The sequence below is a fragment of the Pseudomonas sp. SH10-3B genome (assembly GCF_019891415.1).
In the GTDB taxonomy this organism is placed as follows: domain Bacteria; phylum Pseudomonadota; class Gammaproteobacteria; order Pseudomonadales; family Pseudomonadaceae; genus Aquipseudomonas.
This window is the reverse complement of sequence record NZ_JAFLXD010000001.1, coordinates 159804-173419: the sequence shown is the minus strand read 5'-3', so window position 1 is coordinate 173419 and position 13616 is coordinate 159804. Positions and strand designations below refer to the sequence as shown.

Annotated in this window: 17 protein-coding genes; 13 read left to right on the top strand and 4 right to left on the bottom strand. The window is 59.9% G+C overall.

From position 1 onward, the window contains the following. Positions 1 to 5 precede the first annotated feature (5 nt). Entirely contained in the window at positions 6 to 530 is a 525-nt protein-coding gene (locus tag J1G35_RS00835; protein ID WP_053131537.1) for an HAD family hydrolase, read from the bottom strand. Then, complete coding sequence (locus J1G35_RS00830) at positions 531 to 1505, bottom strand: KpsF/GutQ family sugar-phosphate isomerase (protein ID WP_053131534.1); 975 nt, start codon at positions 1503 to 1505, stop codon at positions 531 to 533. A gap of 311 nt (positions 1506 to 1816) precedes the next feature. Here J1G35_RS00830 and J1G35_RS00825 point away from each other — a divergent pair, with 311 nt between their 5' ends. The 10 genes from J1G35_RS00825 to hisC all read left to right on the top strand — a co-directional run bounded on the left by J1G35_RS00825 (position 1817) and on the right by hisC (position 9846). Next, positions 1817 to 2626, top strand: coding sequence for an ATP-binding cassette domain-containing protein (locus J1G35_RS00825; protein WP_003171811.1), 810 nt, complete (start codon positions 1817 to 1819; stop codon positions 2624 to 2626). Then, complete coding sequence (mlaE, locus tag J1G35_RS00820) at positions 2626 to 3423, top strand: lipid asymmetry maintenance ABC transporter permease subunit MlaE (RefSeq protein ID WP_010213107.1); 798 nt, start codon at positions 2626 to 2628, stop codon at positions 3421 to 3423. The genes J1G35_RS00825 and mlaE overlap by 1 nt, the downstream gene beginning before the upstream one ends. Next, a complete protein-coding gene (gene mlaD / locus J1G35_RS00815; RefSeq protein WP_003171814.1) occupies positions 3423 to 3890 on the top strand; it encodes an outer membrane lipid asymmetry maintenance protein MlaD in 468 nt (155 codons plus the stop codon). Before mlaE ends, mlaD begins: the two co-directional genes overlap by 1 nt. A gap of 11 nt (positions 3891 to 3901) precedes the next feature. Further along, complete coding sequence (locus tag J1G35_RS00810; RefSeq protein WP_053131531.1) at positions 3902 to 4549, top strand: ABC transporter substrate-binding protein; 648 nt, start codon at positions 3902 to 3904, stop codon at positions 4547 to 4549. Then, a complete protein-coding gene (locus tag J1G35_RS00805) occupies positions 4546 to 4851 on the top strand; it encodes an STAS domain-containing protein (RefSeq protein WP_223012956.1) in 306 nt (101 codons plus the stop codon). Before J1G35_RS00810 ends, J1G35_RS00805 begins: the two co-directional genes overlap by 4 nt. A 114-nt stretch (positions 4852 to 4965) precedes the next feature. Further along, on the top strand, positions 4966 to 5205 hold the full coding sequence (locus J1G35_RS00800; RefSeq protein ID WP_027604803.1) for a BolA family protein: 240 nt from the start codon (positions 4966 to 4968) through the stop codon (positions 5203 to 5205). 23 nt (positions 5206 to 5228) lie between these two features. Further along, positions 5229 to 6494, top strand: a complete 1266-nt coding sequence (murA, locus tag J1G35_RS00795; protein ID WP_024073479.1) for a UDP-N-acetylglucosamine 1-carboxyvinyltransferase — start codon at positions 5229 to 5231, stop codon at positions 6492 to 6494. Between the two features lie 212 nt (positions 6495 to 6706). Next, on the top strand, positions 6707 to 7342 hold the full coding sequence (hisG, locus tag J1G35_RS00790; RefSeq protein ID WP_003188599.1) for an ATP phosphoribosyltransferase: 636 nt from the start codon (positions 6707 to 6709) through the stop codon (positions 7340 to 7342). Between the two features lie 128 nt (positions 7343 to 7470). Further along, positions 7471 to 8790, top strand: a complete 1320-nt coding sequence (gene hisD / locus J1G35_RS00785) for a histidinol dehydrogenase (protein ID WP_053131525.1) — start codon at positions 7471 to 7473, stop codon at positions 8788 to 8790. A gap of 3 nt (positions 8791 to 8793) precedes the next feature. Continuing rightward, positions 8794 to 9846, top strand: coding sequence for a histidinol-phosphate transaminase (hisC, locus tag J1G35_RS00780; protein ID WP_223012954.1), 1053 nt, complete (start codon positions 8794 to 8796; stop codon positions 9844 to 9846). Between the two features lie 130 nt (positions 9847 to 9976). Here the strand turns inward: hisC and J1G35_RS00775 are convergent, their stop codons facing one another. Beyond that, positions 9977 to 11251 carry a uracil-xanthine permease family protein gene (locus tag J1G35_RS00775; protein ID WP_053131520.1) on the bottom strand — a complete coding sequence of 425 codons (1275 nt, stop codon included), beginning with the start codon at positions 11249 to 11251 and terminating at the stop codon, positions 9977 to 9979. 2 nt (positions 11252 to 11253) lie between these two features. Continuing rightward, positions 11254 to 11892: a uracil phosphoribosyltransferase gene (gene upp / locus J1G35_RS00770; protein ID WP_027604798.1), complete on the bottom strand. Its 639-nt coding sequence runs from the start codon at positions 11890 to 11892 to the stop codon at positions 11254 to 11256. A 164-nt stretch (positions 11893 to 12056) separates the two neighbouring features. Between upp and J1G35_RS00765 the strand changes: the two genes are divergently transcribed. The 3 genes from J1G35_RS00765 to J1G35_RS00755 all read left to right on the top strand — a co-directional run bounded on the left by J1G35_RS00765 (position 12057) and on the right by J1G35_RS00755 (position 13562). Then, positions 12057 to 12614: a hypoxanthine-guanine phosphoribosyltransferase gene (locus tag J1G35_RS00765; RefSeq protein ID WP_027604797.1), complete on the top strand. Its 558-nt coding sequence runs from the start codon at positions 12057 to 12059 to the stop codon at positions 12612 to 12614. 60 nt (positions 12615 to 12674) lie between these two features. Further along, positions 12675 to 13160 (top strand): hypothetical protein, encoded by a 486-nt coding sequence (locus J1G35_RS00760; RefSeq protein WP_053131517.1) that lies wholly within the window; start codon positions 12675 to 12677, stop codon positions 13158 to 13160. Positions 13161 to 13274: 114 nt separating this feature from the next. After that, positions 13275 to 13562 carry a PA4642 family protein gene (locus tag J1G35_RS00755; protein WP_003188614.1) on the top strand — a complete coding sequence of 96 codons (288 nt, stop codon included), beginning with the start codon at positions 13275 to 13277 and terminating at the stop codon, positions 13560 to 13562. Positions 13563 to 13616: the final 54 nt, after the last annotated feature.

The window sequence follows — 13616 nt, the reverse complement described above, 5'->3', positions numbered from 1 at the left end:
ACGCTCTATAGGTAGGCGGCGTGGGCCGCTTCAAGACTGCCTTGGGCTCGCAGGATCAGTTCACAGAACTCGCGGGCAGCACCTTCGCCGCCACGGGCGGTGGTGATGCCATGAGCGTGCTCGCGAACAAATGTCGCCGCATTGGCGACGGCCATGCCCAGGCCGACTCGGCGAATGACCGGCAAGTCGGGCAGATCATCGCCCAAGTAGGCGACCTGCTCATAGCTTAGGTTGAGTTTGCCAAGAAGCTCGTCCAGAACCACCAGTTTATCCTCGCGGCCCTGATACAGGTGAGGAATCCCCAGGTTTTGTGCGCGGCGTTCCACAACGGGCGTTTTTCGGCCGCTGATAATGGCAGTTTGCACACCTGCTGCCATCAGCATTTTGATGCCCTGGCCGTCGAGGGTGTTAAACGTCTTGAATTCACTGCCGTCTTCGAGGAAGTACAGGCGGCCATCCGTCAGCACGCCGTCGACGTCGAAAATCGCCAGTTTGATGTTCTTGCCGCGTTGCAACAGGTCGCTGGTCATTTACATCACTCCCGCACGCAGCAAGTCGTGCATGTTCAGGGCGCCAACCGGGTGGTCGTCGTTATTGACCACCACCAGCGCGCCGATCTTGTGGTCTTCCATGATCTTCAATGCTTCGGCTGCCAGCATTTCAGGGCGTGCAGTCTTGCCATGGGGGGTCATCACGGCGTCGATGGTTGCGGTGTGGATGTCGATGGTGCGGTCCAGGGTGCGGCGCAGATCGCCGTCCGTGAATACCCCGGCCAGGCGTCCATCGGCTTCCAGGATCACGGTCATGCCCAGGCCTTTGCGGGTCATTTCCATCAGCGCGTCCTTCAGCAAGGTGCCGCGCTGGACGTGAGGCAATTCATCACCCGAATGCATGACATTTTCCACTTTCAGCAGCAGGCGGCGGCCCAGTGCGCCGCCTGGGTGGGAAAACGCGAAGTCCTCTGCGGTAAACCCGCGGGCTTCCAGCAACGCCACGGCCAGGGCATCGCCCATCACCAGTGCGGCGGTGGTGGAGGAGGTCGGCGCCAGGTTCAGTGGGCAGGCCTCGTGGTCCACGTGAACATTCAGGTTCACTTCGGCAGCCTTGGCCAGCGTCGATTCGGGGTTGCCGGTGACGCTGATCAGCTGGATACCCAGGCGCTTGATCAGCGGCAGCAGGGTCACGATTTCGTTGGTGGTGCCGGAGTTGGACAGCGCGAGGATGATGTCATCCTTGGTAATCATGCCCATGTCGCCGTGACTGGCTTCGGCCGGGTGCACAAAAAATGCGGTGGTCCCGGTGCTGGCCAGGGTGGCGGCGATCTTGTTGCCGACGTGGCCCGACTTGCCCATGCCGACCACGACAACGCGGCCCTTGCTGGCCAGAATCATCTCGCAGGCGCGTACGAAATCTGCGTCGATGTGGGCCAGTAAGCCTTCTACGGCTTCAACTTCGAGGCGGATGGTGCGTTGTGCGGATTGAATAAGGTCGCTGGATTGGCTCATGTCTGAAATCGTATAGCCTGACGAAAAGTCGGCGATTATAGCGGTAATGATCAATTCCCTCACGCAAGTTCGTCAGGCTTTATTCCGCGAGTGTCTGAGATCGATCCTCAGTAACATAGCCAGCAACGTTTTTTCCCTGTCCGCAAACTGAACTTGCGCCGTTCCGGCCTTGGGCGCCCTGTACCAGCAGTGATATAGTTCGCCGCCAGTTCGGTCCGCCCAGCCCATGTGGCTATCTATATGCGTCACCGTTGCAAACGATTGTCGCGTGCGTGGTGTCTGAGTGAGAGGCTGCATCCCAAGGAGTTTAGATGAGTGCCGATAACGCCTACGCGGTCGAGCTGAAGGGACTGACCTTCAAGCGCGGGACGCGCAGCATCTTCAATAACGTCGATATTCGCATTCCCCGCGGCAAGGTTACGGGCATCATGGGGCCGTCCGGTTGCGGCAAGACCACCCTGTTGCGTCTGATGGGCATGCAATTGCGCCCCAGCGCCGGTGAAGTGTGGGTGAACGGCCAGAACCTGCCGACCTTGTCGCGCAGCGATCTGTTCGATGCGCGCAAGCATATGGGTGTGCTGTTCCAGAGCGGTGCACTGTTCACCGACCTCGATGTATTCGAGAACGTGGCGTTTCCGCTGCGGGTTCATACCCAGCTGTCCGATGAAATGATTCGTGACATTGTGTTGCTGAAACTGCAGGCCGTGGGCCTCCGCGGCGCCATCGACCTGATGCCTGACGAGCTGTCCGGCGGCATGAAGCGTCGCGTGGCCCTGGCGCGCGCCATTGCCCTCGACCCGCAGATCCTCATGTACGACGAGCCCTTCGTCGGCCAGGATCCGATCGCCATGGGCGTGTTGGTACGCCTGATCCGCCTGCTCAACGACGCGTTGGGCATCACCAGTATCGTGGTCTCCCACGACCTTGCAGAAACCGCGAGCATCGCCGACTACCTCTATGTAGTCGGTGATGGCCAGGTACTGGGGCAGGGCACGCCTGAAGAGCTGATGAACGCCGATAACCCGCGTATTCGCCAATTCATGACCGGCGATCCCGATGGCCCTGTGCCTTTTCACTTTCCGGCAGCGGATTACCGCTCAGACCTTCTGGGGAAGCGCTGATGCGCAAGACATCTCTTATCGAGAAGGTTCGCCTTTTCGGTCGCTCCGGCATCGACATCGTCGAAGTGCTGGGCCGCTCGACAATTTTCCTGTTCCACGCACTGCTCGGGCGCGGCGGTATTGGCGGTGGCTTTGGTCTTTTGATCAAGCAGCTGCATTCGGTGGGCGTGATGTCCTTGGTGATCATTGTGGTCTCCGGGGTGTTCATCGGGATGGTGCTCGCCTTGCAGGGCTTCAATATCCTTTCCAGCTACGGTTCGGAGCAGGCGGTGGGGCAGATGGTTGCCCTGACGCTGCTGCGTGAACTGGGGCCGGTCGTGACCGCATTGCTGTTTGCCGGGCGCGCGGGTTCCGCGTTGACTGCCGAAATCGGCAACATGAAGTCCACCGAGCAGTTGTCCAGCCTGGAAATGATCGGCGTGGACCCGCTCAAGTACATTGTTGCCCCGCGCCTGTGGGCCGGCTTTATTTCCCTGCCATTGCTGGCGATGATCTTCAGCGTGGTCGGTATCTGGGGCGGTTCGTGGGTGGCGGTGGACTGGCTGGGCGTCTACGACGGCTCCTACTGGGCCAACATGCAAAACAGCGTGACCTTCAGCGGTGACGTGCTCAACGGCATCATAAAGAGCATCGTCTTCGCCTTTGTAGTGACCTGGATCGCCGTATTCCAAGGCTACGACTGTGAGCCCACTTCAGAAGGGATCAGTCGCGCCACCACCAAGACCGTTGTGTACGCCTCGCTGGCAGTACTGGGCCTTGACTTCATTTTGACCGCCTTGATGTTTGGAGATTTCTGATGCAAAACCGCACTGTGGAAATCGGTGTCGGCCTTTTCTTGCTGGCTGGCATCCTGGCTTTACTGTTGCTGGCCCTGCGAGTCAGTGGCCTTTCGGCCAGCCCCACCGCCGATACTTATAAACTTTACGCGTACTTCGACAATATCGCCGGTTTGACTGTCAGAGCTAAAGTGACCATGGCCGGTGTCACCATCGGCAAGGTCACGGCAATCGATCTGGATCGCGACAGCTTCACCGGGCGAGTGACGATGCAACTGGACAAGAAGGTAGATAATCTGCCGACCGACTCCACTGCATCTATCCTGACTGCGGGTCTGCTGGGCGAGAAGTACATCGGTGTCAGCGTAGGCGGGGAAACAGCCCTGCTCAAGGATGGTTCGACCATCCACGACACGCAGTCGTCGCTGGTGCTTGAGGACCTGATCGGTAAATTCCTGCTCAATACGGTCAATAAAGACGCCAAATGAGGAATCTGTTCATGATCTCTACCTTGCGACGTGGCCTGCTGGTACTGCTTGCGGCGCTGCCATTGATGGCCAACGCGGCAGGTTCTGCGCACGAACTGGTGCAGGACACTACCAACAAGATGTTGGCTGACCTGACTGCCAATAAAGAGCAGTACAAGCAAGACCCGAGCAAATTCTACGAAGCGCTGAACACCATCGTCGGTCCTGTCGTCGATGCTGAAGGCATTTCGCGCAGCATCATGACGGTCAAATATTCGCGCAAGGCCACCCCTGCGCAAATGCAGACGTTCCAGGAAAACTTCAAGCGCGGCCTGTTCCAGTTCTATGGCAATGCGTTGCTTGAGTACAACAACCAGGGCATTACCGTCGCTCCAGCCGGGGATGAATCGGGTGATCGCACCAGCGTCAACATGAGCGTCAAGGGTAACAACGGCGCCGTCTACCCGGTGCAGTACACGCTTGAGAAGGTCAAGGGCGAGTGGAAACTGCGCAACGTGATCATCAATGGCATCAACATCGGCAAGCTGTTCCGTGACCAGTTCGCCGACGCCATGCAGCGCAATGGCAACGACCTGGACAAAACCATCAATGGTTGGGCCGGTGAAGTCGCCAAGGCCAAGGAAGAGACTGATAAAGCTGCCGGGAAGCCTGCGCAATGACCGAGTCGGCTGTTCGTCTCGGCGACGCTGGCGAGTTGTTCCTCAGCGGCGTGCTGGATTACCGCACCGGGCCTGACCTGCGCAAGCAGGGCCAGACGCTGATCAAGACCAGCACGGCCCCTGAGTTGGTGCTGGATTGCTCGGCGGTAACCAAGTCCAGCAGCGTCGGCTTGTCGTTGCTGCTGTGCTTCATGCGTGATGCCGAGGCGGCCAAAAAAACGGTCAGCATCCGTGCATTGCCTGAAGACATGCGTGAAATCGCCGAAGTTTCCGGTTTGACCGAACTGTTGGCGCATCCTTAATACACATTATCGATGAAGCCCCCCGTCAGAGTCCTGCTATGCGGGGTTCGCAGGCGCGGGGCTTTTTTGTATGATGTGCGACCCGTGCGCACTGGGCGCCGATAGAGGTTGATCATGCAGGCCCTAGAAGTTAAGAGCTTTCTCGAAGGAAAGCTGCCGGATACGAACGTAGAAGTTGAAGGCGAAGGCTGCAACTTCCAGCTGAACGTGATTAGCGATGAACTGGCGGCACTCAGCCCGGTCAAGCGTCAGCAGCAGATCTATGCCCATTTGAACCCGTGGATCACCGATGGCAGCATCCACGCGGTCACTATGAAATTTTTCAGCCGCGCGGCCTGGGCCGAGCGCACCTGAGCCCCCAAGGCGTCGAGATTCTTATGGATAAATTGATTATTACCGGCGGTGCCCGCCTTGATGGCGAGATTCGCATTTCCGGTGCGAAAAACTCTGCCTTGCCGATCCTGGCGGCGACCCTGCTGTGCGATGGCCCGGTAACCGTAGCCAACCTGCCGCACCTGCACGACATCACCACCATGATCGAGCTGTTTGGTCGCATGGGTATTGAGCCGGTAATCGACGAGAAGTTGTCCGTCGAAATCGACCCGCGCACCATCAAGACCCTGATCGCCCCGTACGAACTGGTGAAAACCATGCGTGCGTCGATCCTGGTACTGGGCCCGATGGTCGCCCGTTTCGGCGAAGCCGAAGTCGCATTGCCTGGCGGTTGCGCCATTGGCTCGCGTCCGGTGGACCTGCACATCCGCGGCCTTGAGGCCATGGGCGCGACCATCGACGTCGAAGGCGGCTACATCAAGGCCAAGGCGCCGGAAGGCGGCCTGCGTGGCGCGAACTTCTTCTTTGATACCGTCAGCGTGACCGGTACCGAGAACATCATGATGGCCGCTGCCCTGGCCAACGGTCGCAGTGTGCTGCAAAACGCTGCACGCGAGCCTGAAGTGGTCGACCTGGCCAACTTCCTGATCGCCATGGGTGCCAACATCACCGGCGCCGGCACCGATACCATCACCATCGACGGTGTGAAACGCTTGCACCCGGCCACCTATAAAGTGATGCCGGACCGCATCGAGACCGGTACCTACCTGGTTGCTGCTGCCGTCACCGGTGGTCGCGTCAAGGTCAAGGACACCGATCCGACCATCCTGGAAGCGGTCCTGGAAAAACTGCGCGAAGCCGGTGCCGAAATCACCACCGGTGAAGACTGGATCGAGCTGAACATGCACGGCAAGCGGCCAAAAGCCGTTAACGTGCGTACTGCTCCGTACCCGGCGTTCCCAACCGACATGCAAGCGCAGTTCATCTCTTTGAACGCGATTGCCGAAGGTACGGGTGCCGTGATCGAGACCATCTTCGAAAACCGCTTCATGCACGTGTACGAACTGCACCGCATGGGCGCGAAGATCCAGGTTGAAGGCAACACCGCCATCGTTACCGGCACCGAGAAGCTCAAGGGCGCGCCAGTCATGGCCACCGACCTGCGCGCTTCGGCCAGCCTGGTGATCTCGGCGCTGATCGCCGAAGGCGATACCCTGATCGACCGCATCTACCACATCGACCGTGGTTACGAGTGCATCGAGGAAAAACTGCAGATGCTCGGCGCGAAAATTCGCCGCGTACCGGGCTAGTCCCCACTGCATTGTAGGAGCGAGCTTGCTCGCGAAGAACTCATGGGCACCGCGTTGAGTCTGAATAAACGCGTTATCGTTGACGTTTTTCGCGAGCAAGCTCGCTCCTACAGACACTGGTTTGTTTCAAATCGAGGCTGTCATGGCCTCGATCTGTGTCTGGCGCCGTTTGCGACCGGACAGCAATAGCCTGATGAAGGACTGACGTTCCCATGTTGACCATCGCACTGTCCAAGGGCCGCATCCTTGACGACACTTTGCCGCTTCTGGCTGAAGCGGGCATCGTGCCGACCGAGAATCCGGACAAGAGCCGCAAGCTGATCATCCCCACGACCCAGGACGACGTGCGCCTGCTGATCGTACGGGCTACCGACGTGCCGACTTACGTTGAACATGGCGCGGCCGACCTCGGTGTCGCCGGTAAAGACGTGTTGATGGAATACGGTGGCCAGGGCCTCTACGAGCCGCTGGACCTGCGCATTGCCCTGTGCAAACTGATGACCGCTGGCCGTGTCGGTGATGTCGAGCCTAAAGGCCGCCTGCGCGTGGCCACCAAGTTCGTCAACGTCGCCAAGCGTTACTACGCCGAACAAGGCCGCCAGGTCGACATCATCAAGCTCTACGGCTCGATGGAGCTGGCGCCGCTGATCGGCCTGGCCGACAAGATCATCGACGTGGTCGACACCGGCAACACCCTGCGTGCCAACGGTCTTGAACCACAGGACTTTATCGCCGACATCAGCTCCCGGCTGATCGTCAACAAAGCGTCGATGAAGATGCAGCACGCCCGTATCCAGGCGTTGATCGACACCCTGCGCAAGGCAGTGGAGTCTCGACACCGCGGTTGACTCATCCGCGTAGCTGAAAAGCTGCGCCCGTCTATCCGCCTCATAGCCAGAATTCTCAGGTGCCCAAGCGGAAACGACTGCTAGTTTAGGGCGCCTGAGTTTTTGCCAATTCTATTGAGGCCCTCGCTATGACCACGTCCACTGCAATTGCCCGACTCAACGCTGCCGACCCGGATTTCGCCCATCATCTGGATCATCTGCTGAGCTGGGAAAGCGTGTCCGACGACTCGGTCAACCAGCGGGTGCTCGACATTATCAAGGCTGTGCGCGAGCGTGGTGACGCCGCGTTGGTGGACTTTACCCGCCAGTTCGACGGCCTGGACGTCAAGTCCATGTCCGATCTGATCCTGCCTCGCGAGCGCCTGGAGCTGGCCCTGACGCGCATCACCGCGCCCCAGCGTGAAGCCCTCGAAGTCGCCGCGACCCGCGTGCGCAGCTACCACGAAAAACAGAAGCAGGACTCCTGGAGCTACACCGAAGCCGACGGCACCGTGCTGGGCCAGAAGGTCACGCCACTGGACCGTGCCGGCCTGTACGTGCCGGGCGGTAAAGCCTCGTACCCGTCGTCGGTGCTGATGAACGCGATCCCGGCCAAAGTGGCCGGCGTGACCGAAGTGGTCATGGTGGTACCGACCCCGCGCGGTGAAATCAACGAGCTGGTGCTGGCTGCCGCCTGCATTGCCGGTGTCGACCGCGTGTTCACCATCGGCGGTGCCCAGGCGGTTGCAGCCCTGGCCTATGGCACCGAAAGCGTGCCGAAGGTCGACAAGGTGGTCGGTCCCGGCAACATCTACGTCGCCACAGCCAAGCGCCATGTGTTCGGCCAGGTCGGTATCGACATGATCGCCGGCCCTTCTGAAATCCTCGTGGTGTGCGACGGCCAGACCGACCCGGACTGGATCGCCATGGACCTGTTCTCCCAGGCCGAGCACGACGAAGACGCCCAAGCGATCCTGGTCAGCCCGGACGCCGAGTTCCTCGACAAGGTCGCCGCCAGCATCAATAAGCTGCTACCGACCATGGACCGCGCCGAGATCATCGAGAAGTCGATCAATGGTCGTGGCGCGCTGATCCTGGTGCGTGACATGGAGCAGGCCATCGAAGTGGCCAACCGTATCGCGCCGGAGCACCTGGAGCTGTCCGTGGCCGATCCACAGGCCTGGCTGCCGTCGATTCGCCATGCGGGTGCGATCTTCATGGGCCGCCACACCAGCGAAGCGCTAGGCGACTACTGCGCCGGTCCCAACCACGTCTTGCCAACCTCTGGCACCGCGCGTTTCTCGTCGCCGCTGGGGGTGTATGACTTCCAGAAGCGTTCGTCGATCATCTTCTGCTCGCCACAAGGCGCGTCCGAGTTGGGCAAGACCGCCTCGGTGCTGGCCCGTGGTGAATCCCTGAGCGCCCACGCCCGTAGTGCTGAGTACCGAATCCTGGAAGAGGGGAAATAACACATGAGCAAATTCTGGAGCCCCTTCGTCAAGGACCTCGTGCCTTACGTGCCCGGCGAGCAACCGAAGCTGACCAAGCTGGTCAAGCTCAACACCAATGAAAACCCCTACGGCCCGTCGCCCAAGGCGCTGGCTGCGATGCAGGCCGAGTTGAACGACAACCTGCGCCTGTACCCGGACCCCAACAGCGACCTGCTCAAGCAGGCCGTGGCCAAGTATTACGGGATCGACGCCGGCAAAGTGTTCCTCGGCAACGGTTCCGATGAAGTCCTGGCGCACATCTTCCATGGCCTGTTCCAGCATGACTTGCCGCTGCTGTTCCCGGATATCAGCTACAGCTTCTATCCGGTGTACTGCGGTCTCTACGGCATCAAGTCCGACCCGGTGCCATTGGACGAGCAGTTCCAGATCCGCGTGGCGGACTACGCCAAGCCCAACGGCGGGATCATCTTCCCCAACCCGAACGCGCCCACCGGCTGCGTCCTGGCGCTGGACGCCGTGGAGCAGATCCTCAAGGCCAGCCCGGATTCGGTGGTGGTGGTCGATGAAGCCTATATCGACTTCGGTGGCGAAACCGCCATCAGCCTGGTGGACCGTTACCCGAACCTGCTGGTGACCCAGACCCTGTCCAAGTCGCGCTCACTGGCCGGTTTGCGTGTGGGCCTGGCCGTGGGCCACCCGGACCTCATCGAAGCGCTGGAGCGGGTCAAGAACAGCTTCAACTCCTACCCGCTGGATCGCCTGGCGATTGTCGGCGCGGCAGCGGCCTTCGAGGATCGTGAGTACTTCGAGAAGACGTGCCAGTTGGTCATCGACAGTCGCAACCAGTTGGTCGCGCAACTGGAAGGCAAGGGCTTTGAAGTGCTGCCGTCAGCGGCCAACTTCATCTTTGCCCGCCACCCACGGCACGACGCTGGCGGCCTGGCGGCCAAGTTGCGTGAGCAAGGGGTGATTGTGCGGCACTTCAAGCAGGCGCGGATTGCCCAGTTCCTGCGGATCAGCATCGGTACGCCGGAGCAGAACCAGGCGCTGATCGATGGGTTGGGTGAGCTCTAAGCCACACTGAAGATCAAAAAATGTGGGAGGGGACTTGCCCCTGATAGCGGTGTATCAGTCAGCTAATGAATTGACTGACACACTGCCATCGGGAGCAAGCCCCCTCCCACATTAGGTTCTGCCATATGTGTTAGATCAGCGGCTCATCCGGCTTCTTGTTCTTCCAGCCATCATTGCCCGGCAGCAGCAGGTTCAAGCCAATCGCTACCACCGCACACAGGGCAATGCCCTTCAGGCCGAAGTCATCCGGACCAGTCCCGGTCCCCACCAGCACCCCACCAATCCCGAACACCAGGGTCACCGACACAATCACCAGATTGCGCGCTTCACCCAGGTCGATCTTATGGCGGATCAACGTGTTCATCCCCACCGCGGCAATCGAGCCGAACAGCAGGCACAGGATCCCGCCCATCACCGGCACCGGGATGCTTTGCAGCAGTGCGCCGAACTTGCCGATGAACGCCAGGCTGATGGCAAACACCGCCGCCCAGGTCATGATTTTCGGGTTGTAGTTCTTGGTCAGCATCACCGCGCCCGTTACTTCGGCGTAGGTGGTGTTCGGCGGGCCGCCAAACAGGCCGGCGGCCGTGGTGGCGATGCCGTCACCGAGCAAGGTGCGGTGCAGGCCGGGCTTCTTCAGGTAGTCGCGACCGGTCACGCTGCCCACCGCAATCACGCCGCCGATGTGTTCGATCGCCGGGGCCAGGGCCACCGGGACGATGAACAGGATCGCCTGCCAGTTGAACTCCGGCGCAGTGAAGTGGGGCAGGGCGAACCACGGTGCTGCGGCGATCTTCGCCGTGTCGACCACACCGAAGTAGAACGCCATGGCAAAGCCCACCAGCACGCCGGATATGATCGGCACGAGGCGGAAGATACCCTTGCCGAACACCGCCACGATCAACGTGGTCAGCAGTGCTGGCATCGAGATCATCATTGCCGTCTGGTAATGAATCAACTCGGCGCCATCGCCGGATTTACCCATCGCCATGTTCGCGGCAATCGGTGCCATGGCCAGGCCGATGGAAATGATCACCGGGCCGATCACCACGGGTGGCAGCAGGCGGTCGATGAAACCGGTGCCTTTGATCTTCACGGCCAAGCCGAGGAAGGTATAGACAAACCCGGCTGCCATCACCCCGCCCATGGTCGCCGCGAGGCCGAACTGGCCCTTGGCGAGAATGATCGGGGTAATGAAGGCAAAGCTCGATGCCAGGAACACCGGCACCTGCCGCCCTGTCACCACCTGGAACAACAACGTGCCCAGGCCGGCGGTGAACAGTGCGACGTTTGGATCAAGACCTGTGATCAGTGGCATCAACACCAGCGCGCCAAATGCTACGAAGAGCATTTGTGCGCCAGACAGGATCTGGCGCCAAAGCGGGTCGTTGAACTCATCCTGCATGCTCACGCGTCCTTCTGCTTGGTGCCGAAGATCTTGTCACCGGCATCGCCCAGGCCAGGGATGATGTAGCCGTGTTCGTTCAGGCGCTCATCGATGGAGGCGGTGTAGATCTGCACGTCCGGGTGGGCTTTCTCGACGGCGGCGATGCCTTCGGGAGCGGCCACCAGCACCATGGCGCGGATGTCCCGGCAACCGGCTTTTTTCAGCAGGTCTATGGTGGCGACCATGGAGCTGCCGGTGGCGAGCATCGGGTCGATGATCATCGCCAGGCGCTCGTTGATTTCCGGTACGAGTTTTTCCAGGTAGGTGTGGGCCTGCAGGGTTTCTTCGTTGCGGGCTACGCCGACGGCGCTGACCTTGGCGCCCGGAATCAGGCTGAGCACGCCTTCGAGCATGCCGATACCGGCGCGCAGGATCGGCACCACGGTGATCTTCTTACCGGCGATCTTCTCGACCTGGACGGTGCCAGCCCAACCTTCGATGTCGTAGGTTTCCAGAGGCAGATCTTTGGTGGCTTCGTAAGTGAGCAGCGCTCCAACTTCCTGAGCAAGCTCACGGAAATTCTTGGTGCTGATGTCGGCGCGGCGCATAAGGCCGAGTTTGTGTCGGATCAGCGGGTGGCGGATCTCGCGAGTGGGCATGGGAAAGGCTCCGGCGGCGGGCAAAAAAACCGGCCTAGATTAATCTATCCGAGGGTGTTGTCCTATAGACATCTAGTACGTTAGTCCATTAAGGCTTGCTCGGAACGCATGAGAAGCGTACCTTCGCCCGCTTTTCTTGCCACAGCACCCCCTTGGAGAGCGCCATGTCCGCTGATCTTGAGCATATCCGTCAAATCATGCGTGAGGCTGATTGCCTGTACACCGAAGCGCAAGTCGAAGCAGCGATCGCCAAGGTCGGCGCCCACATCACCCGCGAAATGGCCGACACCAACCCAGTGGTCTTTTGCGTGATGAACGGTGGGCTGATCTTCGCCGGAAAATTGCTCACGCATCTGCAATTCCCGCTGGAAGCGTCCTACCTGCACGCCACCCGTTATCGCAACGAAACCAGTGGCGGCGACCTGTTCTGGAAAGCCAAACCGGAAGTTTCGTTCATCGACCGCGACGTGTTGATCATCGACGACATCCTCGATGAGGGTCACACCCTGGGTGCGATCATCGACTTCTGCAAACATGCCGGCGCACGCAAGGTGCACACTGCCGTGCTGATCGACAAAGACCACGACCGCAAGGCACGCCCCGAGTTGAAGGCCGATTTCGTCGGCCTGCCGTGCATTGATCGCTACATCTTCGGTTACGGCATGGATTACAAAGGCTACTGGCGCAACGCCAATGGGATTTACGCCGTCAAAGGCATGTGATCCGGGCTCCGGCGCAGGGTGTCATGCTATCGTGCTTGGCCCCTGCGTCTGGAGCTGTCCATGAACCTGTTGATACGCACCTGCGCCACCCTGGCGCTGACCCTCAGTTTGCCCCTGGCCGCTGCTCCTGCGCCGATGCACAACCAATTCCTGCCGGCTGATGACCTGGCCCTGCGCGCCGAAACGCCGGACCAGCAGCAGTTGCTGCAAGTCGCCGAATACACTGTGGTGGTGGGCAACCAGCGTCAATCCAACCAGCAACCGATTCCGGTGACCTCACCGCTGATGATCCGCCTCAAGGGCAAGCCCCTGAACAAAGGCGCGACCATCAACCAGGTGGTGCTCAACTTCGATGCCGAAAGCAAAAGCCTGAAAAAGCCGGTGTTCGACGATAAGACCAAGACCCTGACCCTGTCTTACCCCGTTGCCCAATACCGGGTGATCGTCGACCTGCTGCGCAATGACACGGTGTATGTGCAGTTCCTCAGTTATGCCAATGGGCATATCTGGGCGGATTTGCATACCGGTGCTGTTCGTACCAAATAGCAAAAAATACTGAAGATCCAAATGTGGGAGGCGCGGTTCTTCAGCGCTTTCGAAGCCTGCGCCTCGCAGGTAGACTTCAAATCCCGTGTAAATGTCTGCTGGCTGGAGTCGGTAATGCGTAAAGATAAGAAACAGGTGATTGGTGACGAGATCGGCGACGATCAGATCAAGTTGTTCCTGGACTTTGAGCCGGTTGACGCGACTTCCCCGTCCCTGCACAAACTGATCAAGGCCTACCGTGGCCTGCGGATCGACGATTTCGAGCGCTTCCTGGGCTTTTTCAAGGAGGCCGGCCTGGACCTGGATGGCAAGGATGAACACGGTCAGACCTTCGTCGACCTGATCAAGGACCAGCGCAACGCCGCCGAGTACATCGAGCTGATCGACAACGCCCGCGGCTGATGCTTCCGGGCAAAAAAACGCCCCGTTCTCATCGTGAGAGCGGGGCGTTTTTGC

Excerpts from the sequence above, each read along its gene's own strand:
- J1G35_RS00835 (WP_053131537.1), bottom strand. The coding sequence starts at position 530 with ATGACCAGCGACCTGTTGCAACGCGGCAAGAACATCAAACTGGCGATT.
- J1G35_RS00830 (WP_053131534.1), bottom strand. The coding sequence starts at position 1,505 with ATGAGCCAATCCAGCGACCTTATTCAATCCGCACAACGCACCATCCGC.
- J1G35_RS00825 (WP_003171811.1), top strand. The coding sequence starts at position 1,817 with ATGAGTGCCGATAACGCCTACGCGGTCGAGCTGAAGGGACTGACCTTC.
- mlaE (WP_010213107.1), top strand. The coding sequence starts at position 2,626 with ATGCGCAAGACATCTCTTATCGAGAAGGTTCGCCTTTTCGGTCGCTCC.
- mlaD (WP_003171814.1), top strand. The coding sequence starts at position 3,423 with ATGCAAAACCGCACTGTGGAAATCGGTGTCGGCCTTTTCTTGCTGGCT.
- J1G35_RS00810 (WP_053131531.1), top strand. The coding sequence starts at position 3,902 with ATGATCTCTACCTTGCGACGTGGCCTGCTGGTACTGCTTGCGGCGCTG.
- J1G35_RS00805 (WP_223012956.1), top strand. The coding sequence starts at position 4,546 with ATGACCGAGTCGGCTGTTCGTCTCGGCGACGCTGGCGAGTTGTTCCTC.
- J1G35_RS00800 (WP_027604803.1), top strand. The coding sequence starts at position 4,966 with ATGCAGGCCCTAGAAGTTAAGAGCTTTCTCGAAGGAAAGCTGCCGGAT.
- murA (WP_024073479.1), top strand. The coding sequence starts at position 5,229 with ATGGATAAATTGATTATTACCGGCGGTGCCCGCCTTGATGGCGAGATT.
- hisG (WP_003188599.1), top strand. The coding sequence starts at position 6,707 with ATGTTGACCATCGCACTGTCCAAGGGCCGCATCCTTGACGACACTTTG.
- hisD (WP_053131525.1), top strand. The coding sequence starts at position 7,471 with ATGACCACGTCCACTGCAATTGCCCGACTCAACGCTGCCGACCCGGAT.
- hisC (WP_223012954.1), top strand. The coding sequence starts at position 8,794 with ATGAGCAAATTCTGGAGCCCCTTCGTCAAGGACCTCGTGCCTTACGTG.
- J1G35_RS00775 (WP_053131520.1), bottom strand. The coding sequence starts at position 11,251 with ATGCAGGATGAGTTCAACGACCCGCTTTGGCGCCAGATCCTGTCTGGC.
- upp (WP_027604798.1), bottom strand. The coding sequence starts at position 11,892 with ATGCCCACTCGCGAGATCCGCCACCCGCTGATCCGACACAAACTCGGC.
- J1G35_RS00765 (WP_027604797.1), top strand. The coding sequence starts at position 12,057 with ATGTCCGCTGATCTTGAGCATATCCGTCAAATCATGCGTGAGGCTGAT.
- J1G35_RS00760 (WP_053131517.1), top strand. The coding sequence starts at position 12,675 with ATGAACCTGTTGATACGCACCTGCGCCACCCTGGCGCTGACCCTCAGT.
- J1G35_RS00755 (WP_003188614.1), top strand. The coding sequence starts at position 13,275 with ATGCGTAAAGATAAGAAACAGGTGATTGGTGACGAGATCGGCGACGAT.